Origin of the sequence: Faecalimonas umbilicata (genome assembly GCF_042846195.1) — a bacterium.
Classification (GTDB): domain Bacteria; phylum Bacillota; class Clostridia; order Lachnospirales; family Lachnospiraceae; genus Faecalimonas; species Faecalimonas umbilicata.
The window spans coordinates 296,945-317,218 of sequence record NZ_AP031411.1; the positions used below are offsets into that span (position 1 = coordinate 296,945).

21 protein-coding genes are annotated in these 20,274 nt (G+C 42.0%); 17 read left to right on the forward strand and 4 right to left on the reverse strand.

Annotated features, from left to right (window positions below):
- Positions 1 to 7 precede the first annotated feature (7 nt).
- The 10 genes from ACGG81_RS01425 to ACGG81_RS01470 all read left to right on the forward strand — a co-directional run bounded on the left by ACGG81_RS01425 (position 8) and on the right by ACGG81_RS01470 (position 9,322).
- Positions 8 to 880 carry a hypothetical protein gene (locus ACGG81_RS01425; RefSeq protein WP_009263310.1) on the forward strand — a complete coding sequence of 291 codons (873 nt, stop codon included), beginning with the start codon at positions 8 to 10 and terminating at the stop codon, positions 878 to 880.
- 125 nt (positions 881 to 1,005) lie between these two features.
- Positions 1,006 to 2,940, forward strand: a complete 1,935-nt coding sequence (locus ACGG81_RS01430; RefSeq protein WP_390109130.1) for a DUF3114 domain-containing protein — start codon at positions 1,006 to 1,008, stop codon at positions 2,938 to 2,940.
- A gap of 23 nt (positions 2,941 to 2,963) precedes the next feature.
- Positions 2,964 to 3,704, forward strand: coding sequence for a hypothetical protein (locus tag ACGG81_RS01435; protein WP_117576908.1), 741 nt, complete (start codon positions 2,964 to 2,966; stop codon positions 3,702 to 3,704).
- Positions 3,705 to 3,784: 80 nt separating this feature from the next.
- Complete coding sequence (srtB, locus tag ACGG81_RS01440; RefSeq protein ID WP_116440895.1) at positions 3,785 to 4,591, forward strand: class B sortase; 807 nt, start codon at positions 3,785 to 3,787, stop codon at positions 4,589 to 4,591.
- Positions 4,592 to 4,629: 38 nt separating this feature from the next.
- On the forward strand, positions 4,630 to 4,818 hold the full coding sequence (locus ACGG81_RS01445) for a DUF951 domain-containing protein (protein ID WP_008976960.1): 189 nt from the start codon (positions 4,630 to 4,632) through the stop codon (positions 4,816 to 4,818).
- 130 nt (positions 4,819 to 4,948) lie between these two features.
- Positions 4,949 to 5,236: a 30S ribosomal protein S6 gene (gene rpsF, locus ACGG81_RS01450; RefSeq protein ID WP_008976959.1), complete on the forward strand. Its 288-nt coding sequence runs from the start codon at positions 4,949 to 4,951 to the stop codon at positions 5,234 to 5,236.
- Between the two features lie 19 nt (positions 5,237 to 5,255).
- A complete protein-coding gene (locus ACGG81_RS01455) occupies positions 5,256 to 5,705 on the forward strand; it encodes a single-stranded DNA-binding protein (RefSeq protein ID WP_008976958.1) in 450 nt (149 codons plus the stop codon).
- A 46-nt stretch (positions 5,706 to 5,751) separates the two neighbouring features.
- Entirely contained in the window at positions 5,752 to 6,015 is a 264-nt protein-coding gene (gene rpsR / locus ACGG81_RS01460; RefSeq protein ID WP_008976957.1) for a 30S ribosomal protein S18, read from the forward strand.
- Positions 6,016 to 6,266: 251 nt separating this feature from the next.
- Complete coding sequence (locus ACGG81_RS01465; protein ID WP_390109135.1) at positions 6,267 to 8,570, forward strand: hydratase; 2,304 nt, start codon at positions 6,267 to 6,269, stop codon at positions 8,568 to 8,570.
- A gap of 41 nt (positions 8,571 to 8,611) precedes the next feature.
- Entirely contained in the window at positions 8,612 to 9,322 is a 711-nt protein-coding gene (locus tag ACGG81_RS01470; protein WP_016439572.1) for a DUF6062 family protein, read from the forward strand.
- Here ACGG81_RS01470 and ACGG81_RS01475 read toward each other — a convergent pair.
- Positions 9,317 to 9,889, reverse strand: a complete 573-nt coding sequence (locus tag ACGG81_RS01475) for a biotin transporter BioY (RefSeq protein WP_390109138.1) — start codon at positions 9,887 to 9,889, stop codon at positions 9,317 to 9,319. The genes ACGG81_RS01470 and ACGG81_RS01475 overlap by 6 nt on opposite strands.
- Before the next feature lie 94 nt (positions 9,890 to 9,983).
- On the opposite strand from ACGG81_RS01475, the gene ACGG81_RS01480 reads away from it, so the two are divergent.
- The 4 genes from ACGG81_RS01480 (at position 9,984) to glgB (ending at position 15,578) form a co-directional block, all read left to right on the forward strand.
- On the forward strand, positions 9,984 to 10,118 hold the full coding sequence (locus ACGG81_RS01480; RefSeq protein WP_390109140.1) for a hypothetical protein: 135 nt from the start codon (positions 9,984 to 9,986) through the stop codon (positions 10,116 to 10,118).
- 200 nt (positions 10,119 to 10,318) lie between these two features.
- On the forward strand, positions 10,319 to 10,456 hold the full coding sequence (locus tag ACGG81_RS01485) for a hypothetical protein (protein WP_390109143.1): 138 nt from the start codon (positions 10,319 to 10,321) through the stop codon (positions 10,454 to 10,456).
- A 581-nt stretch (positions 10,457 to 11,037) separates the two neighbouring features.
- Positions 11,038 to 13,470: an AAA family ATPase gene (locus tag ACGG81_RS01490; RefSeq protein ID WP_390109146.1), complete on the forward strand. Its 2,433-nt coding sequence runs from the start codon at positions 11,038 to 11,040 to the stop codon at positions 13,468 to 13,470.
- 185 nt (positions 13,471 to 13,655) lie between these two features.
- On the forward strand, positions 13,656 to 15,578 hold the full coding sequence (glgB, locus tag ACGG81_RS01495) for a 1,4-alpha-glucan branching protein GlgB (RefSeq protein ID WP_035103069.1): 1,923 nt from the start codon (positions 13,656 to 13,658) through the stop codon (positions 15,576 to 15,578).
- Between the two features lie 4 nt (positions 15,579 to 15,582).
- Here the strand turns inward: glgB and ACGG81_RS01500 are convergent, their stop codons facing one another.
- From ACGG81_RS01500 to trmB, 3 genes are read right to left on the reverse strand one after another with little or no spacing between them, the layout of a single operon-like run.
- Positions 15,583 to 15,915 carry a thioredoxin family protein gene (locus tag ACGG81_RS01500; protein WP_242990113.1) on the reverse strand — a complete coding sequence of 111 codons (333 nt, stop codon included), beginning with the start codon at positions 15,913 to 15,915 and terminating at the stop codon, positions 15,583 to 15,585.
- Complete coding sequence (locus tag ACGG81_RS01505; RefSeq protein WP_165854660.1) at positions 15,893 to 16,066, reverse strand: hypothetical protein; 174 nt, start codon at positions 16,064 to 16,066, stop codon at positions 15,893 to 15,895. Before ACGG81_RS01505 ends, ACGG81_RS01500 begins: the two co-directional genes overlap by 23 nt.
- Positions 16,067 to 16,088: 22 nt before the next feature.
- A complete protein-coding gene (gene trmB / locus ACGG81_RS01510; protein ID WP_009263297.1) occupies positions 16,089 to 16,754 on the reverse strand; it encodes a tRNA (guanosine(46)-N7)-methyltransferase TrmB in 666 nt (221 codons plus the stop codon).
- A gap of 206 nt (positions 16,755 to 16,960) precedes the next feature.
- Between trmB and ACGG81_RS01515 the strand changes: the two genes are divergently transcribed.
- The 3 genes from ACGG81_RS01515 to ACGG81_RS01525 are packed head-to-tail and all read left to right on the forward strand — an operon-like array spanning position 16,961 to position 20,253.
- Positions 16,961 to 17,272: a hypothetical protein gene (locus ACGG81_RS01515; RefSeq protein ID WP_117576926.1), complete on the forward strand. Its 312-nt coding sequence runs from the start codon at positions 16,961 to 16,963 to the stop codon at positions 17,270 to 17,272.
- 3 nt (positions 17,273 to 17,275) lie between these two features.
- The gene (locus ACGG81_RS01520; RefSeq protein ID WP_016439575.1) at positions 17,276 to 18,325 is read left to right on the forward strand and encodes a V-type ATPase subunit; all 1,050 of its coding nucleotides are present in this window, start codon (positions 17,276 to 17,278) and stop codon (positions 18,323 to 18,325) included.
- Positions 18,322 to 20,253, forward strand: coding sequence for a V-type ATP synthase subunit I (locus tag ACGG81_RS01525; RefSeq protein WP_008976944.1), 1,932 nt, complete (start codon positions 18,322 to 18,324; stop codon positions 20,251 to 20,253). The genes ACGG81_RS01520 and ACGG81_RS01525 overlap by 4 nt, the downstream gene beginning before the upstream one ends.
- The last annotated feature ends 21 nt before the right edge of the window (positions 20,254 to 20,274 follow it).

A 20,274-nucleotide genomic window follows, 5' to 3' on the forward strand; every position in this document is an offset into this window, starting at 1 on the left:
GGACGCTATGAGACAAAAGATAAAGGACCGGATGCGGGCACTGAAAATGGAGATTCGGGAGCACAAGAGTTCTTTTATAGTGTATGTGACCCTTCGCGCACTTGTGATCCTTGTGATGATTCTTCAGATATTCAATCGAAATTATGAAGGGGTTTTCTACTGTATACTGACCTTGATTCTTCTGATGATTCCAAGCTTTATTCAGATGGAACTGAAGATAGAACTTCCGACGACACTGGAGATTTTTATATTGATCTTCATTTTTGCGGCGGAGATACTGGGAGAAATCGGTTCTTACTATACAAAGGTAGCGAACTGGGATACGATGCTCCACACGATCAATGGATTCCTTGCGGCGGCAATCGGATTTTCCCTTGTAGATATTCTGAATCGGAATGAAAAAGTGAAAGTACAGTTATCACCTCTTTTTATGGCAGTTGTGGCATTTTGCTTCTCTATGACGATCGGTGTCATGTGGGAATTCTGGGAGTGTGGAATGGATTTGTTTTTGGGTATGGATATGCAGAAAGACACGATCGTACACAGTATTTCCACTGTGATGCTGGACCCGACCGGAGGGAATCGGGTAGTGCATATTGATAATATTAAAAATACTGCCGTCAATGGGATGGAATTGGGCTTAGGAGGTTATCTGGATATTGGGCTGATCGATACGATGAAAGACTTATTTGTCAATTTCATCGGTGCGGTTGTATTCTCAATTATCGGATTCTTTTACGTAAAGCAGAGAGGAAAGGGAAAATTTGCAAACCGCTTTATCCCAAGAATCAAAGATGAGAATGCAGATTTCCTGAAAATTGTGGAAGAGGATAGAAAAGCTGAAAAAGTCCAGAAAGAGGATTCTGACAGCAATCCCTAGTATATAATAGAGCCAAGAGAGAATAGACTACATAGGGAACGGGAAAACTGAAAGAAAGTTCCGAGATGCATATAAGAAGCGAAATCGGCATAAAAAATTAAGATAAGAAAAGAAGCGGGAATCGAATGAGAAAGAGCGTGTGGAAAAAAAGAAGAAGGATCATTTTGATAATCTGTGCAGGCATTTTCGGGGGAATCACGCTCCTGACGGGGACAGGAAGCGGTGGAAATGTATTCGCACAGAGGTTCGATGAAAACGAGACAACTGCATCTGGGGAAGCCAGACAGGATGATAGTATCCAGAATGATCGTGTTCCGGATGATAGTGCCCGAAATGAGAATGTTCTGGGTGATGGAGACCAGGCGGAGAAATCTCAGGAGGAACAAGGGGAGATTTTTGTAAAGGATGTGCTGGAAGAACTCACCTATATGAGAGTGAGGCTTGGCAGACGTTATCTGGGGAGAGAGGCAGAGTATGATATTTACGGAGCAAGAACGATTGTGCAGCCAAATGAGGGAGAAAAGCAGATTATAATCCGAGATGGGAATTGTGCAGAAATTTTTTATGGGACATACAGAGGTGTGAAAGAGTATGAGTCTTACACAGAGCTGTCAGATATGTTGGATGCACAATTCTTTTTACTTCCCATTATCAATTTGGAATTGACGGATCAGAGGATCAAAGAACAGAATTATGAGATGGAATTTACAGAGGAAGAGCAGCTCGAAGGATTTCTGACGGCACTTTCTTATGTGGGAGCAGTGGATATTGAGGCAGTACAGCTTACGGCAGTGCGAATTCGGTTTGATGAAATGTATCGGCCGGAGGAGGTACAGTTTCATCTGCAGTCAGAGACGATTGCGGAGGAGGACCTTCGGACTGTGGAGCAGGAACTGCAACAGCAGTATGCTTACGATGATGTTGTGGAAGAAGTATCCTTTGAGGACAGGTACAATGAAATTTTGCTGAAGATACAGGAAATTGTCCCGGAGAAGGATGTGACGGCAGAACAGTATATTGAAGATTTGTCAAATGTGGCGCGGGCAGCAGATGAGAGTTTTCTTGCGATTTTGAGAGACCAGTCAAAGCAACTGATAAAGAAGGATGGCTGGGATCGCCGAGCAGTATTTGCCTATCTGGAAGCAATCGATGCAAGATTCGGGGAATTTCGGGAAGATTCTCTGACAGAGATCCCTCAGGAAACCTATTTAAAAGAACTGGAAGATACATTTGCAGAAGTACACAAGGTTGGCTCGGGTGTCTACACCTATATGTTTGAAGTCAGTGGGCTGAAAGCGAAAGAGAAGGCGCAACTTGTCATCTCTCAGATGGGTGGCTATATGGATGGGAATGAGATGCTTCAGTTGGCAGGTGAGTATCAGTTTGACAGTGAGATGCCGCCGCATGCGGAATTTCTGGAGTCCTATGCTGCCTGTGTACGGACTGCATGGCAGAAGAAGAGTGGATCGTATAAAATACTGGATGATCAGAAAGTGCATCAGTTTCGAATGTACATCGACAGGCAGAATATTCAGTATGTGCGAAGTCATTTTGCCGGGAAGACTGATTATGAAAAGCTGCAAAATTATGCGAAGCAGTATGAGTTTTCTCTATATTATGGGGAACCTTCCAGACATCACAATAAGATTCTGCGCAAAGGAAGATTTGAAGTGCAGGAATATGACAAGGTGCTGACACCGAACCGGTTGTCAGAATTTATTATCGACGTGCAGACAGGAGCCTTTATTACGGAGTGGGATATTTTGAAAGTGGATGAAGTAACAGGAATTGTGAGTAACTCGGAGGCATATCCAAAGCAGAAGACGATCGAAGGCAAGACAATTGTTGACACAGAGTCTTTTAACTATGCACCTGCAAATTATGAGGAGGCTCACCAATGTCTGGATGTGCTGCCGGCCTCTCCGGACAAGAAAAAGGGGGATGCAACCTATCTTGAGAATCAAGTGAAGAAGACAATGAAAAAAGTGTGGAAGAGTCCTGAAAAATATCATTACAGAGAGCGGTATCGTTCTGCGAAGGATTATAAAAAGGAAAAATAAAAGGGCAGTAGGAGGAAACCAGGATGAAAAAGGAGAGAAAGTGGCTGTGTGGTATACTGGCTGCAGTGATATTGGGCAATATGACCGGCTGTGCAGAGCAGATTTCGGGCAAGACAACGGTAAATCGTATTCTGGCAGAAGAATCTTATATTAATGTCATACTTGGAGAGGGCTATCATCAGCAGGAAGTGCGGTTTGATCTGAAAAATGACAGAGCAGTGATTCCGAAAGATGTGCAGTGGGGGATGCACAGTTATCGAAACGGAACTGAGGTCGGAATTTCCTACGGAGAGAGCGAAGGGTGTGAGATCTATGATTCAGATCCGGAAGTAAATCCAGAACTGTATGAAGAATCTTATTTGGATTCTATTCGAAAACTCAAGTTGAATGTGTCGGATATCCGAAAAAATAATTATAATATCAAGGTTGTTAAAAAGAAGCAGCTGGAAGCATTTGAACAGGAACTTGCGCTGATGTCGGGAGTTGTGATCAAGGGGGAATATGAACTGACAGGAGTCAACATTGAATTTGACCGGAGATTCCGACCAGTCAAAAAGACCTTTCGACTTCAGGCGCTGGATGAGTCGCAAATGCATGAAGAGAAAAAAGACGAGAAAAAATGTATTCAGGAATTTGGGTATAATATAGGAAAAGTCCGGTTTCAGACTTCTTACCGCGATGTTGAAAAAAAGATACAGAAAGAGTGGAAGAAAATTTTGGAAGCGGAAAGAACTGAGGCACTTCTTCCCTACAGGAATCAATAATTGCAATCAAGCCATGAATGTGCTACACTCCAACTATACAAAGGAAGCTTTGCGTATGAGGAGGTGAAAGAGAAGCGGTTATGGCAAAAAAGCAGGAAAGATCAAGGAAAAAAGGAAAGAAGAAAAAATCAGGATTGCTGAGCAATCTTATTTTGATACTGGCAGTGTGCGTATTTGTATTTTCCGGCTATCAGCTCTACCAGATTTTTTCCGAGTACCATGAAGGAAAGAAGGAGTACGAGGAGATCAGAGAACTTGTCATTCAAGAAGAGCCAAAGAAAGAACCGGAAGAAGAGAAAGAACCGGAAGTTCAGCCACGCTTTACAGTTGATTTTGCGACATTGCAGCAGATGAATCCCGATACTGTTGGATGGATCCGCTTTGAGGAGCCGTCAGAGATCAGTTATCCGGTTGTCAAAGGCAGAGATAACGAAGAATATCTGACGAGAACTTTTGAGGCGAATGACAACAAGTTAGGAACACTTTTTGTAGATAAAGATAATACCGGTACTTTTACAGACCGTAATACAATCATTTATGGACACAATATGAAAAATGGAACGATGTTTGCTCAGCTGTTAAAATATAAAGAACAGGATTTCTTTGAAAAATATCCGTATTTTTCTATTTATACTCCTGATGGAAAAGAATCAAAATACCAGATTTTTGTGGCGGGAGTTGTAGAGGACACTGCTGTAAATTATCAGTTTGCATTTCAGTCGGATGAGGAGTTTTTAAATTACATTGAGACGATCAAAGGAACATCACTGTATACGCCGAATGTGGAAATCAACGCAGCATCTCAGATTGTGACACTTTCTACCTGTACAAATGTTGCTGATGAGGAGCGATTTGTCGTGCAGGCAGTAAAAGTCAGTGAACAGTAAGACAGACAAGGAAGGAAACGGCAGAGGAGGGACAAGAGATGGCGAATGTATATGAAGTCGGGGACATCGTCCGCATGAAGAAAAAGCATCCGTGTGGAAGCTACGAGTGGGAGATTCTTCGTGTCGGAGCAGACTTCCGTTTAAAATGCACAGGTTGTGGACATCAGATTATGATTACAAGAAAATTAGTAGAAAAAAACACAAAAGAAATCAGAAAAAATGCTTGAAATCAGTAGAATCTTATGGTATAGTATTGACTTGTGATATATTGTTGTTTGCAGACAAGCGTCCGCGAACGATATTTCCTTGTTCCTGACAAGGTTCAGGGACCAAGAGACCATAAGGAGGTGCAAGAACATGAACAAGTATGAATTAGCTGTTGTAGTCAGCGCAAAAGTTGAAGATGACGTTAGAGCAGGAGTAATCGAAAAAGTAAAAGAGCTTATCGCTCGTTTCGGTGGAAATGTGACAGACGTTGATGAATGGGGTAAGAAAAGATTAGCTTACGAAATTCAGAAAATGAAAGAAGGATATTACTATTTCATCCACTTCGAATCTGATTCTACTGTTCCAGCAGAGCTTGAGAGCAGAATGCGTATCATGGAAAACGTTATCAGATTCTTATGCGTAAAACAAGAAGCATAGAGAAAAGAGGATAAATCGTATGAATAAAGTAATTTTGATGGGACGTCTGACAAGAGATCCAGAAGTGAGATATTCACAAGGTGACAGCGCAACTGCTGTTGCAAGATATACATTAGCAGTAGACCGCCGCTTTAAACGTGACGGAGAGGCAAGTGCCGACTTTATCAACTGCGTAGTTTTCGGAAAATCAGCAGAGTTTGCAGAGAGATATTTCCGCCAGGGATTAAAGGTTGTTGTAAGTGGTCGTATTCAGACAGGAAGTTACACAAACAGAGATGGTGTGAAAGTTTACACGACAGATGTTGTTGTAGAAGATCAGGAATTTGCTGAGAGCAAAGCTGCAAGCGAAAGCAGCATGGGAAGCTACCGTCAGGCAAGTCCAAGTCCATCACCAGCTCCAAGTGCAGATATTGGAGATGGGTTCATGAACATTCCAGATGGAATTGATGAAGAATTACCATTCAGTTAGACGATACAATGAGTAGATTTGTATAAATATAGGAGGTAATACCACAATGGCTTACGATAAAGGTAACAAAGCTGATTCTCCAATGAAGAGAAGAGGCGGACGCAGAAGAAAAAAAGTTTGTGTATTCTGCGGTAAAGAAAACAACGAAATCGATTACAAAGACGTAGCAAAATTAAGAAAATATGTTTCTGAAAGAGGAAAAATTCTTCCAAGAAGAATCACAGGAAACTGTGCAAAACATCAGAGAGCTCTTACAGTAGCAATCAAGAGAGCAAGACATATCGCTTTAATGCCATACGTTCAGGACTAAGAAATGCAGAGGCTAAAATCTCAGAAAAGAGGTTTTGGTCTCTTTTTTTGTCTATTTGTCAAAGGCTGGGGAAAAAGAAGTTCCCTTGCAGTTCGGTGTAAAAGTACATTTTGTATGAGAAAGAACAGCTTTCCTAGGTTTGTATTATCTAAATAATATTCGCTATTGAAATGAATGACAGATAAGTCTATAATAAATCCATATAACTCGAAAAAATCAGACAACTGCAAAATGTACAGGAGGTACTGTGTATGGTGAAATTATATAATCAAGGAGTGTATCTGCTAAATGGGTCAGAGATTGTGCCAGATGGAGAAGATGCTGTAAGGGAGATAGAAGGCAAGGTGGGGCATGTTGTTTCCAAAGAGGAAGCGGCAAAGGAGACTATTGCATACCGCATTCTGAAGGAGCACAATACGTCTCCGGATATGGAGCACCTCAGAATCAAATTTGATAAACTGACTTCGCACGATATCACTTTTGTGGGAATTATTCAGACGGCAAGGGCATCGGGACTGGAACGGTTTCCGATACCGTATGTGTTGACGAATTGTCATAACAGTCTGTGTGCGGTCGGTGGGACGATCAATGAAGATGATCATATGTTTGGACTGACCTGCGCGAAGAAGTATGGAGGAGTGTATGTTCCACCGCATCAAGCGGTAATCCATCAGTATGCAAGGGAAATGCTTGCAGGCGGAGGCAAGATGATCCTCGGCTCTGACAGCCATACACGCTATGGTGCACTCGGTACAATGGCAATTGGCGAAGGAGGACCGGAGCTTGTCAAGCAGCTGCTGAATAAAACATATGACATCCGCATGCCAGAGGTGATCGCGGTATATCTGGATGGACAGCCTTCAGTCGGTGTGGGGCCACAGGATGTAGCGCTTGCGATTATCAAGGCGACTTTTGCAAACGGATATGTGAATAATAAAGTCATGGAATTTGTAGGACCGGGAGTAGAGAAATTAAGTGCGGATTTCCGAATCGGAATTGATGTGATGACGACAGAAACGACATGTCTGTCTTCTATCTGGAAAACAGATGCTGTCATAGAGGAGTTTTTTGAGATCCACGGAAGAAAAGAGGATTTTGAGAAGCTTTCTCCAGGTGAGACAGCTTACTATGACGGAATGGTATATGTAGATCTTGACAAGGTTGAGCCGATGATCGCGATGCCGTTCCATCCAAGCAATGCCTATACAATCCGCGAACTGAATCAGAATCTGAGCGAGATTCTTCATGATGTGGAGCAGAAAGCGCTGGTAAGTCTTGGAGGAGATGTGAATTTCACATTGCAGGATAAGGTGCGGAACGGAAAGCTTTATGTGGAACAGGGCATCATCGCCGGATGTGCAGGTGGAGGATTTGAAAATATCTGTGCTGCTTCTGAGATTCTTTCAGGATGCGGAATCGGAGCAGATGAGTTTACACTCAGTGTGTATCCGGCAAGTACACCGATCTACATGGAGTTGGTGAAGAATGGGGCTGTTGCAAAACTGATGGAAGCCGGGGCGGTTGTGAAGACAGCATTTTGCGGTCCGTGTTTCGGTGCAGGGGATACCCCGGCAGATGGGGCGCTCAGCATCCGGCATTCTACAAGAAACTTCCCAAATCGGGAGGGATCAAAATTACAGAGTGGACAGATTGCTTCTGTAGCTTTGATGGATGCAAGATCGATTGCGGCAACTGCGGCGAATAAGGGATACCTTACATCGGCGGCAGATATGATGGACAGAGAATATCAGATGCCGAAGTATCATTTTGATAGTAATATTTATGCGAATCGTGTCTTTGACAGTAAAGGAATTGCAGATCCGTCAGTCAAGATTAAACTTGGACCAAACATTAAAGACTGGCCGGAGATGCCGCCGCTTCCGGAACATCTCCTTTTGAAGGTGGTATCAGAGATTCATGATCCAGTCACGACGACTGACGAACTGATTCCGTCTGGAGAGACTTCCTCCTATCGGTCCAATCCGCTTGGATTGGCAGAATTTGCCTTGTCGAGAAAAGATCCGGCATATGTAGGCAGAGCGAAGGAAGTACAGAAGGCACAAAAAGCAATTGAGCAAGGACAATGTCCGCTGGAAGTGTTGGAAGAGCTGAAGGATGTGATGGAAGTTGTGCGCAGGAGATATCCGCAGGCAGGTGAGGGGACACTTGGAATCGGAAGTACGATATTTGCAGTGAAGCCGGGCGACGGATCTGCGAGAGAGCAGGCAGCCTCTTGTCAGAAAGTACTTGGCGGATGGGCAAATATTGCAGAAGAGTATGCTACCAAGCGCTATCGCTCAAACTTGATCAACTGGGGTATGCTCCCGCTTTTGACAGACGAAAAGGAAGAACAACTATCGTTTCACAATGGAGACTATATTTTCTTCCCGGATATTTTAGAAAAAATCAAACAAAAGGAAAATAAGATTACAGCTTACATTGTAAAAGATGATCTGGTGGAGGTCACATTCCGGTTGGGAGAAATGACGGAGAATGAGCGAGAAATCATCCAGAAAGGCTGTCTGATCAACTATTACAGGGACCAGAACAGGTAAGTGCTATAGGATCCTGATTAGATTATGAGGAGAAAAAACAGATGAAAGAGAAGTTATATACGATTCCGGTAAATGATGCGTTTCGGGAGGACTGTGAATGTCCTCTCTGCAGTATTTACCACAAGCTGGAACAGGATGCTCTTGAATATACACTGCGTCCATCTACTTATATGGTAAGTGAGCGCAGGGAAGAGAGTGATAAAGTAGGATTTTGCAAAAGACATGCAGCGATGTTAAATGAGATGCCGGATCGGCTGGGGCTTGCACTGATCTATAAGACGCATATGGATTCTTTTATCAAGGAAATTGAACAAAGGCAGAAAGAACCGGTAAAGCAGGCATCGTTTTTCAAGAAAAAGACAGAAGCCTCAGGATTGGCTGCTTATATCGGGCAGTTGGAGAAATCCTGCTTTGTCTGCGAGAAGATCGAGAAAACTTTCCATGATTATTTAGGTACAATCTTTCATCTGTATAAGAAGGAGGAAGAATTCCGGAAATTGTTTACCTCCTCGAAAGGATTTTGTACAAAACATTACGGGATGCTGTATGAGATGGCGCCGGAAAGACTTGGCGGCGCTTTGCTGGATTCCTTTATCAGTGAATTGAATCAGCTCTATCTGGAAAATATGAAGCGCGTGCGGGATGACCTTAGCTGGTTTGTCGATAAGTTTGATTATCGATTTAAGGACGAACCGTGGAAAAATTCCAAAGACGCGCTTCCAAGAACTTTGACAAAAGTAAATGGCTTATAAAAGCAGAGCTTTCAACCGCTTCTGGATCGTAAGACCGGCGAAGAGGGCAATCAATATTTTTGCAATATCAAAAAAGAGATAAGGAACTACTCCGATCATCAGACCTTCTGCAAAGGATAGGTGGAGTTGTACACAGAGCCAGACAGTTCCAAACAGATAGTTTACTGCGGAGCCGAGCAGCATTCCGATCAAGATGACTGCAGGTTTTTTTAAGAATCGCTCTGCGATCCACCCGGATAAGATTGTGAGAAAGATCATTCCGACAAGGTAGCCTCCGGTCGGTCCTGCGAGTTTTCCGAGACCTCCTGCGAATCCGGAGAAGACAGGAAGACCAATAGCTCCGAGGAGAAGATAGGCGAGGTAGCTTACAGTGGCGGCTTTCCATCCCAGTATAAAGATACTGATGTATAAGACCAGGTTGGTCAGAGAGAGGGGAACCGGGCTAAATGGCAGCGGGATGGAAAGCGGCGCTAAAATGCAGGTGATTGCGGTAACAAGTGCAATCCGTACAAGCAGGTGCGTTCTGACTTGTGGATGTTTGGTAGTTGCTGAAGGTATTGGATTCATAAGTGTTGTAAGATCCTTTCTTTTGCTAAAATTTATGGAGATCAAATATATTGTGTATCCCATATGAAGCATATTATAATTTGGGGAAAACTAAATGTCAACATATTTAAAAATAAAGTTAACAATTAAAACCGGAAGTGTATGTCCAAAAGTCTGTGACGGAATAGAAATGAAATTAATTGATAATAAAATTAAAAATAAGATAAAAACAGAAAATATAATTATATAAAAAGAAAAATAAAAAAACATATAAAAAACTGTTGACAAAACAGAAAATATAATGTATTATAAACTCAACAAAAGAAATCCAAAGAAATTAAAAAAGTAATTTTCATACAAAATTTTCTAAAGATTCTAGAAGAATTTGAATATGACAAGTAGACGGAAAAGGAACTTTTGAAAATATTTCAGATAACCGGAAGCGGATACTTGAATATAAAAGAAAAAATGAGAGTTTTGATTTATGAAGACTTAAAGAAATTTCAGAGGATGGATGATCGGAAGGAGGCTGTTACCATTGGATATGACATCGTTTACAATTCAATATGTGAGTGGTCGGGCAGATAAAAGTTCCTGCGAGAACGGCCTTTATCATAGATAGTTCGATGATGAAAAAATAATGAAGAAAGTAATCGGAGAAAGAAAAGCTACCATATGATTTAGAATTGCAGAACATATTGAATAAAGAAAATAGACCAAAGAAGTTCGGAGAGTTTAGAGGATGTGTAAAGAAACATCTAATAAAAAATCAGAAACAATATATAATCGGTACAGAGAGAATTAATTTTATATGAGTAGCGAAAAGAGTATTGATATGAAATGATTTGAAGGAGGAAAGCAATCCGATTATAAAAAACGAACGAGAAATGGTATCGGAGATTTGGAAATCGGAGACCTTAAGAAAAATCGAAATCAATTAAAGGTTGATTATGAAAAGAATGAAGGCCGGCAGGAACAGAAAGTGTTAGCTTCTCCGCTGAGAATAAATAGAATGGATAAGGATAAGATTTAGATAGCCATTATAATTTCAAAGAAAATTATAATGGCTATTTTTTTGACAGAATGGAGTTGGTGTGATAAACTATGATAGTATTGGAGTAAGCAAATATAAGAATGGGAAGTAAATTATAATAGATGAGGTGATTGTATTGGATAAATATGAATATCGCGTAAAGACAGAGCAGATGCTCGAGTATATGGAACAAAAAGCATATGGGAAGGCGATGGAGATTGCAGATACGATTGATTGGCGTAAAGTAAAGAATGCGTCTATGCTCTGTTCTGTAAGTGAGATTTACGAGCAGAATGAAAAGTATGAAAAAAGCCGCGATGTCCTATTCATCGCATATGATCGCACCCCGGGAAGTAGAAAGATTATATACCGGCTTGGAATTTTAGCTCTCAAGCTGGGAGAGCCATCGGAAGCGATGGACTGCTATGAGGAATTTGTATCAGTCGCACCGAAAGATCCGAACCAGTATATTTTACGTTATAAGATTCTGAAAGCACAGAATGCTCCAATTACACAGCAGATTGAAGTACTGGAAGAATTTAAGAAAGCAGAATATATAGAGAAGTGGGCGTATGAGCTTGCAAAATTGTATGATGAGGCAGGGATGATCACGGAATGTCTGGAAGAGTGCGATGATCTGATTCTTTGGTTCAGTGAAGGAAAATATGTGTATCAGGCCATGGAACTGAAGATGAAGTATAAGCCTTTGACATCTTTACAGCAGGAGAAATACGATCAGAAACCTGGCGGACCGATGACGCCGAGCCAGAAGTTTGTTCAGAAATTAAGAGAGAACCAGTTGGATACGTCTACAGCAACGATTCCGACTGGAGAAGTGAAGGAAGCAATAAAGGAACCACAGCTTCAAAAGCAAGTGACAGGTCAGATGAAGATTGAAGAAATCCTTGCAAGCTGGGAAGAAAAGCAGAAAGAAGTCATGGAAGTCATCGAGCAGAAACGTCAGGAAGCAGAGGCAGACAAGGAGATTGTGGAACTGAAGTCTGAACCGGAAGCAGCAACTCCGGAGGATGTTCGCCGACTGATGGAAGAGCTGGAAGGAAAGAAAGAGGATGAAGCTTTAGAGGAAGCATCTGCTTCAGAGCCTATGGAAGAGGAAGCGGAACCGGAAGTCATCGAGGAACCAATTGAAGAGCAGACATTTGCAGAAGAAGATTTTGAAGAATGTTTTGATGATGAGATTGATGAGGAACTCGAAGAGTTTGAAGAACTGGACATTCCTGAATGGGATGAACAGGAGATGGAGGCGATGACAGAAGATCCGGTGGAGGTGATCGAAGAATCTGAGGAGGAAGTGATCGAGGAACCGGAGAGTATTTTTGAAGAGATGTCGGAAGAGGATGCTGCTCAGGTGCTGTCGGAAGAATCGGAAGTACATGAGGAGACAGAACTGTACGAAGAGGAAGAAATTTCGAAAGATCTGTCAGAAGGACAAGAAGAGATGGATCCGGAAGACGATGACGAAGGCAGCTTTGATCCGAATGATTTTGAAGAAGTAGAAGATGGATATGATATCCGTGACTTTGAAGAGGAAATAGCAGCTTTTGAAAGAGAGAGAAAGGAATCGGAGGAGGACGACGACGATGATTTTGACCTTCTGAATGAGACGATCCCTCTTTCGAGAATTGAAGTGGCAAAAGCGGCAGCAACTGGTAAGACAGGAAAGATTCCAGTAGATGAGATTGCAAATGCACTGGGAGCTACGGGAACTTTTGGACAGGGAACAACCGGATTTACTGTTCAGGCAAAATATGATCTGGAAGCACAGAGTGAAGTGGGACTTCGTGCCGGATTGACAGAAGAGCAGAAGAAATTATTCTCTTATTTTGTACCAGTAAGAGGAATGAGCGAACAGCTGGTAGATGTTTTAGAGCAGGATAAGCAGTGTACGAATCGACAGGGAACGTCAAAGACAGGAAACTTGCTGATCATTGGGCGAAAAGGTTCCGGTAAGACGGTTCTGGCTGTGGATGTGGTAAAAGCAATTCAGAAACAGAGAAAATTAAAGCAGGGAAAAGTAGCGATTATTACCGGAGATTCTCTGAATAAGAAAAAGATCAAAGAGATCGTATCGAAGTTATATGGAGGCGCTCTGATCATTGAGAAGGCCGGAAGAATGAATGAAAAGACAGTTCAGCGGTTGAATAAGGCTATGGAGAGAGATACCGGAGAGCTTCTGATTGTTTTGGAGGAGCAGAGAAAGCCTTTGGATCGTCTGTTATCTTCTAATAAAGAATTCAGAAGAAAATTCACCTCTCGTCTGGAAGTGCCGATCTTTATCAATGATGAGCTTGTTACATTTGGTCAGACATATGCAAAGGAAAATGGATTCAAGATTGATGAAGTAGGTATTCTCGCACTGTACAGCCGGATCGATATGCTCCAGAGAGAGGATCATGTTGTGACAGTAGCGGAAGTCAAAGAGATCATGGACGAGGCGATTGAACATGTGCAGAAGACAAATGTCAAGAAAATCGTCAAGAGAGTGTTAGGAAAAGGAAGAGATGACGCAGACCGCGTGATCTTGTCTGAGAAAGATTTCAATATATAAGACGGGAAAGAGTCTGGATACAAAAGAAAAAGGTAATTTTTCAAGAAAAAAAGAGAAAATTTTTGGAGAAAAATTACAAAAAAAGAGTTTTGACAAGGTGAAAAATTGTCAAAACTCTTTCTTTTTGTATGGGTCTAAAGTATAATGAAAGAAATATCAGTAAATGGACTGGAAAGGTGAATGATATGGGAAAAGCAATGAAAAAGAATACGAAAATGTCGTATGAAATAGGAGAGCTGGATCAATATCTGTTTGGACAGGGTACACATTATGAAATTTATAAAAAGCTAGGTGCGCACAAAGCAAAGAAGGGAAAGAAAGAAGGAATCTATTTTGCAGTATGGGCACCTCATGCACAGGAGATATCTGTCATTGGTGAGTTTAATCAGTGGGATCGAACAGCCAGTCCGATGAAGCGACACGAACCTCTTGGAATTTATGACTGTTTTGTGCCGGAAGCAAAAGAAGGGATGCTGTATAAGTTCTGCATTCGGACACAAGAAGGAGAGTATTTATACAAGGCAGATCCATTTGCAAATTATGCGGAAGTAAGACCAGGTACCGCTTCCAGAATTGTGGATATCGAAGATTTGAAGTGGACAGACAGTAAGTGGATGAAGGACAGAGAAACCTGGGATCACAATCATGAACCGGTGTCGATTTATGAGGCACATATCGGTTCCTGGAAGCGTCATCCGAGGGAAGAGGAAGATGGATTTTATACTTACCGGGAATTTGCCCACGAGGCTGCCGCCTACATAAAAGAGATGGGATATACACATATTGAACTGATGGGGATTGCAGAGTATCCATATGATGGATCCTGGGGATATCAGGTGACCGGGTATTACGCACCGACTTCCCGCTATGGAACACCGGAAGATTTTGCGTATATGATCAATTATTTCCACAGGAATAAGATTGGGGTAATCCTCGACTGGGTTCCGGCACATTTTCCGAAAGATGCACATGGCCTCGCAAATTTTGATGGGGCACCATTGTTTGAATATGCAGACCCCAAGCAGGGAGAACATCCGGACTGGGGTACGAAGATTTTTGATTATGGCAAGGCAGAGGTAAAGAACTTTCTGATTGCCAATGCACTGTTCTGGGTGGAAAAGTTCCATGTGGATGGGCTTAGAGTGGATGCGGTTGCCTCGATGCTTTACCTGGACTATGGAAAGGAAGATGGACAGTGGATTGCCAATAAATATGGTGGAAATCAGAACCTGGAGGCGATAGAATTTTTCAAGCACTTAAATTCCGTTGTGCTTGGAAGGAATCAAGGGACGATGATGATTGCAGAAGAGTCGACAGCATGGCCGAAAGTGACTGCAGAGCCCGAGTATGATGGTCTTGGATTCAGCTTGAAGTGGAATATGGGTTGGATGCATGATTTTACAGAATATATGAAGTTGGATCCGTACTTTAGAAAAGGGTGCCACAACCAGATGACGTTTGCGATGAGCTATGCTTACAGTGAGAAATATGTACTTGTCCTTTCTCATGATGAAGTTGTTCATTTGAAATGTTCTATGATCAATAAAATGCCGGGACTTGGCTTTGACAAGTTTGCAAACTTGAAAGCGGGATATGCATTTATGATGGGACATTCCGGCAAGAAGCTATTGTTTATGGGACAAGACTTTGCACAGCTACGGGAGTGGAGTGAAGAGAGAGAGCTGGACTGGTACCTGCTTGCGGAGGAAGAGCACAGGCAGATGCAGGCATTTACAAGAGATTTGCTCCATCTCTATAAGAAGAACAAAGCATTGTATGAATGTGATGTTATGCCGGAAGGGTTTGAGTGGATCAATGCAGATGACAGGGAGCGAAGTATTTTCAGCTTTATCAGACATTCGAAAGACGATAAAAAGAATTTGCTGTTTGTATGTAATTTCACACCGGTGGCAAGACCAGATTACCGCGTGGGAGTATCAAGAAGAAAACAGCTGAGATTAGTGTTAAACAGTGATGAGAAGCAGTATGGGGGAACCGGTGCAGAACGTCCGGTGATCTATAAACCGAAGAAACAGGAATGCGATGGAAGACCGTATTCCATCGGCTACGATCTTCCACCATATGGTGTGGCAGTATTTGAATTTTAATAGGTTAAGAACGGGTATAGGAGAGCATCTCCAGAATACGTTTTTTTAAGACTTGTCTGGAAAGAATCCCGCTCATCATACCGAGCGCTTCTCCGTGGGAAAAAAGAAGGAATGTGGGTACGATTTCGATCCCGCATTCCTTTGTCAGTTTTTCATATTTTTCTGTATCAATCCGGACTACTTTCAGGTCTTTGGCAAAGTCGTTCTCAATCTCATCGACAAGAGGAAGCATCATATTGCATTTGGGGCACCATGTCGCAAAAAAGACGACAAGTACAGGCTGTTTTTCTTTGAAAATATAAGAATGGAAAAAATTATTTTCCAGAGCAGCAGCCATGTGGATCACCTCCGGGACATCTGCATTTTGCATTTAAAATGTGATATACTTCTACCCAGGATCTGCGGATCGCACAGAGCTTTTTCTTTAGAAATGGCTTGTCATACAGATAACAGTTCATCTTACATTTCATACGGTTACAGCATTTCATAAAAAGACTCCTTTTCTTCTTACTATATGCATTGGAAAGAACTGCGTGATGCGATCAGTTTGTGGATCGGGTTGCCCATGGATGAGAATTTCTGTTCATATTCCGTCATTACATTTCCTTCATTCATGACAGGATCATGGTGAAGGTCGAAAGTGTGAGCATTCAATGTCCATCCTGCTTCGGTCACTTGTTCCAAAGAGAAGTCAAAGAGCGGACGGTTGTCTGTCTTAAATTCTACTGTGCCGTCGGCTGCCAGCACACGATCGTAGCGGGCAAAAAATTCTTTGGAAGTCAGTCTTCTTCTTGCATGGCGTGCTTTCGGCCATGGATCTGAGAAATTCAGATAGATCTTTTCCACTTCTCCTTTTTCAAATACCTCAGAGATATCTGCAGCATCCATGCAGATAAAGCGGATGTTCGTCAGTCCTTCGTACTCCTCGGAGTCGAGCTTTTCAAGAGCGCGCAGAAGAACACTGGAGTAGCGCTCAATCCCGATGTAGTTGATCGTTGGATATTTCTTTGCGAGGGTAAGCAGGAACTGTCCTTTTCCCATACCGATCTCGATGTGGATCGGGTGGTTGTTTCCGAAAAGGGTATGCCAGTTTCCCTTCTGTTCTGTCTCATTTTTGATCGCAGCAGCATGTGCTAAAATCACGTCATCTGCATGCGGTATATTTCTAAGTCTCATAGATATCGTTTCTCCTTCTGTTTCAAATCGGATTTTATTATACCATTTTTGTGTGAAAAAGCAAAGAAAATCGTATCAGTGGAAATGTGAAATTATACAAAAGAAATTTTATGTCAAAAAATAAATTTGTTAAATTTCCCGATGGATATTTTCGAAAATGAGAGTATGATAATACAATAGATAAAATAAGGAAAGGGAGGCAGAGTATGGATTCGATTATTAGTAAACTGTCAGAAGTAGAATCTGCAGCAGAGTTGATCGTGCAGCATGCAGAGGAACAGAAGCATATACTTGATGAGCAGATGAAGGAAAAAACGGACAAGTTTGACCGGGAACTCGCTGCGGATACAGAAAAGAAACTAAGTGAAATACGTGCCGGTATGCAGGGCAGTATGGACTTCGAGCTGGAACGGCTCAGAGAAGAAAGTGCAAAAACGATCAATGCATACAAGAGAGAATATGAGTTGGAGCATGAGCGGTATGCGCAGGAGATTATAAAACGTATAACTGAGGTATAAGACATGGGAAATTTGCTTGTATATAGTGGGATCACTACAAAGATACGTGCTATGAGATCGAGACTCTTGTCTGAGAAAGATTTTGAGGAAATATCAGCGCTCCACAATGTACCAGAAGTAGTCGCTTATTTGAAGAAACACTCGGCATATGCAGATGATTTTGCCCAGATTGATGAGAACAAACTTCACCGCGGAGACGTAGAGAAAATATTAGTTCAGTCACTCTATGATGATTATTCAAGACTGTACCGTTTTTCGGGAATAGAAGTACGGAAGTTTATGAAACTATATCTGAAGAGATATGAAGTCGATCTGATCAATTATTGTCTGCGGATTATTTTTAACCATTATGAACAGCCGTTTGATTTGAATTATAAGCGAACTTTTTTTGACAGATATTCACAGATTTCTATTGAAAAACTGATTACTTCCAGAACGATTGAGGAGTTCGTGGACAACTTGCAGGGAACTGAGTATTATGAACCGCTCAGAAAGCTCAGGGATTCCAATGCATCCACACTGTTTGATTATGATCTGGCACTGGATCTGTATTACTACACAACGCTGTGGAAGGAGAAGAAAAAGGTCTTAAAGAAAAGAGAATTAGAGATCTTTACAAGAGATATTGGTTCTAAGATCGACCTTCTGAATCTTCAGTGGATCTACCGCGCAAAGAAATATTTTAAGATGCAGCCGGCAGATATTTATTCGATGATCATCCCGATTCATTTCAAGATTCATCGGGATACGGTGAAAGAGCTGGTGGAGACTGCTTCAGTGGAGGAGTTCATCGCGCATGTTGCCAGCACATATTATGTAAAAAGATATGATTTCGATGATCATCATACGATAGAAAGAGTCTATTTTGAATGTATCCAACGGTTATATACGGTGGATGAAAGACGGAATCCATATTCCATTGCTTCAATTAACACATACCTTTTCTTAAAAGAAGAGGAGATTAAGCGATTGACCAGTACATTAGAATGTATCCGTTATGGATTGACGCCGAAAGAAACATTAGATTATACAGGGGGTGTTATACAGAAATGATAGTAAAGATGAAGTTCATAAGTATTACAGGACCGAAAAATGACATCGACCGTGTAACTGACCAGTATCTTTCCAAATATGAGATTCAACTGGAAAATGCGCTTTCTGAGTTGAAAACTACAGAGAATCTTCAGCCGTTTGTGGAGATCAATCCATACCGGGAAGCATTGGAAAAGGCGAAACAGCTCGCCTTGTATGTCAAGGATCAGAAGCCGGAAGATACACCGGAACTTTCCATTGAGGAGATATTCCACACAGTGCGCGATGCGAATCATGATTACATGGAACTGCGTGCAAAGGAAAATGACTGGAAGGTAGAGCGGGAGATGTTAAGAGAACGTCTGCTTGCACTTGCACCGTTCCGTCCGTTGAATTTTAACCTGCACAATGTTCTTCAGTTCCGCTATATTAAGTTTCGGTTCGGAAGGGTTCCGGTGGATTATTACCATCGCCTTGAAAAATATGTGTACAGTGACATGGATGCATTGTTCATTGAAGGCGGGAAAGATGACAGCTATGTGTACGGAGTGTATTTTGTAGCGAATAAGGCAGCCGATAAGACCGATTCGATCTTCCAGTCGCTGCATTTTGAACGGATTTATCTGCCGGATGAATATCAGGGAAATACAGAGGAAGCCTATCAGAAGCTGGAGCGAGAGATTGAGGAGATCACAGCAAAGATTAATGGGATTGATGACGAGATCAAGCTGACGCTGGCAAAGAAGGCCGGACGTCTTTTGGAGGCGAGAAACCGGCTTGAGATGCTCTGTGAGAACTTCGATGTCCGAAAGGTTGCGGCTTGTGTAGAAGATCAGCATGAGGACTTTTATATTTTGTGTGGTTGGATGGCGGAAAAAGATGTGGAATCTCTTCTGAAAGAAGTGAAAAATGATCCGAATATTTTTATTTTTGTAGAGGAGGATAATTCCGGATACTTTGGAGCGCCTCCAACTAAGCTTGAGAATCCAAAGTTGTTTAAGCCGTTTGAGATGTTTATCAAGATGTATGGACTGCCGGCACACAATGAGATGGATCCGACAATCTTCGTGGCACTGACTTATACATTTATCTTCGGTGCGATGTTTGGAGATGTAGGACAGGGTCTCTGTCTGTTCCTTGGAGGAGCAATCCTTTATAAGTGGAAGAAACTGAACCTTGCGGGAATTGTATCTGTCGCTGGACTGTTCTCTACATTTTTTGGCTGGATGTTCGGAAGTATTTTCGGATTTGAAGATATTATCGAGGCAAAATGGTTAAGACCAATCTCCCATATGACGAATCTTCCATTTATTGGAAAGCTGAATACAGTATTTATTGTCGCAGTTGCATTTGGTATGGGAATTATCCTGTTATCGATGGTGTTTCACATTATCAATGCTCTCAGGGCACACGATGCGGAAAACGCATGGTTTGATGCGAACGGACTTGCCGGACTTGTATTTTACGGTTCTGTGACAGCGGTTCTTGTGTTGTTTATGACAGGGCATAAGACACCGGCAGGAATCGTGATGGCAGTGATGTTTGGAGTGCCTTTGATTCTGATGGTATTGAAAGAGCCTCTGGCAAAGAAAATTGAAAAGAGCACTGAGAAGATGACAGAAGGAAAAGTGATGTTCTTTGTGCAAGGATTTTTCGAATTATTTGAAACATTACTGAGTTATTTCTCAAACACATTATCGTTTGTCCGTATCGGGGCATTTGCTGTCAGCCATGCGGCGATGATGGAAGTGGTCCTGATGCTTGCAGGCGCTGAGGCGGGGACACCGAACTGGCTGATCGTTGTACTCGGTAACCTGTTCGTATGCGGTATGGAAGGGCTGATCGTAGGGATCCAGGTACTCCGTCTTGAGTATTATGAGATGTTCAGTCGTTTCTACAAAGGAAATGGACGAGAATTTAAACCATACAAAATCATTAAGAAACAATAGGAAAATTTCATTAGGAGGCTA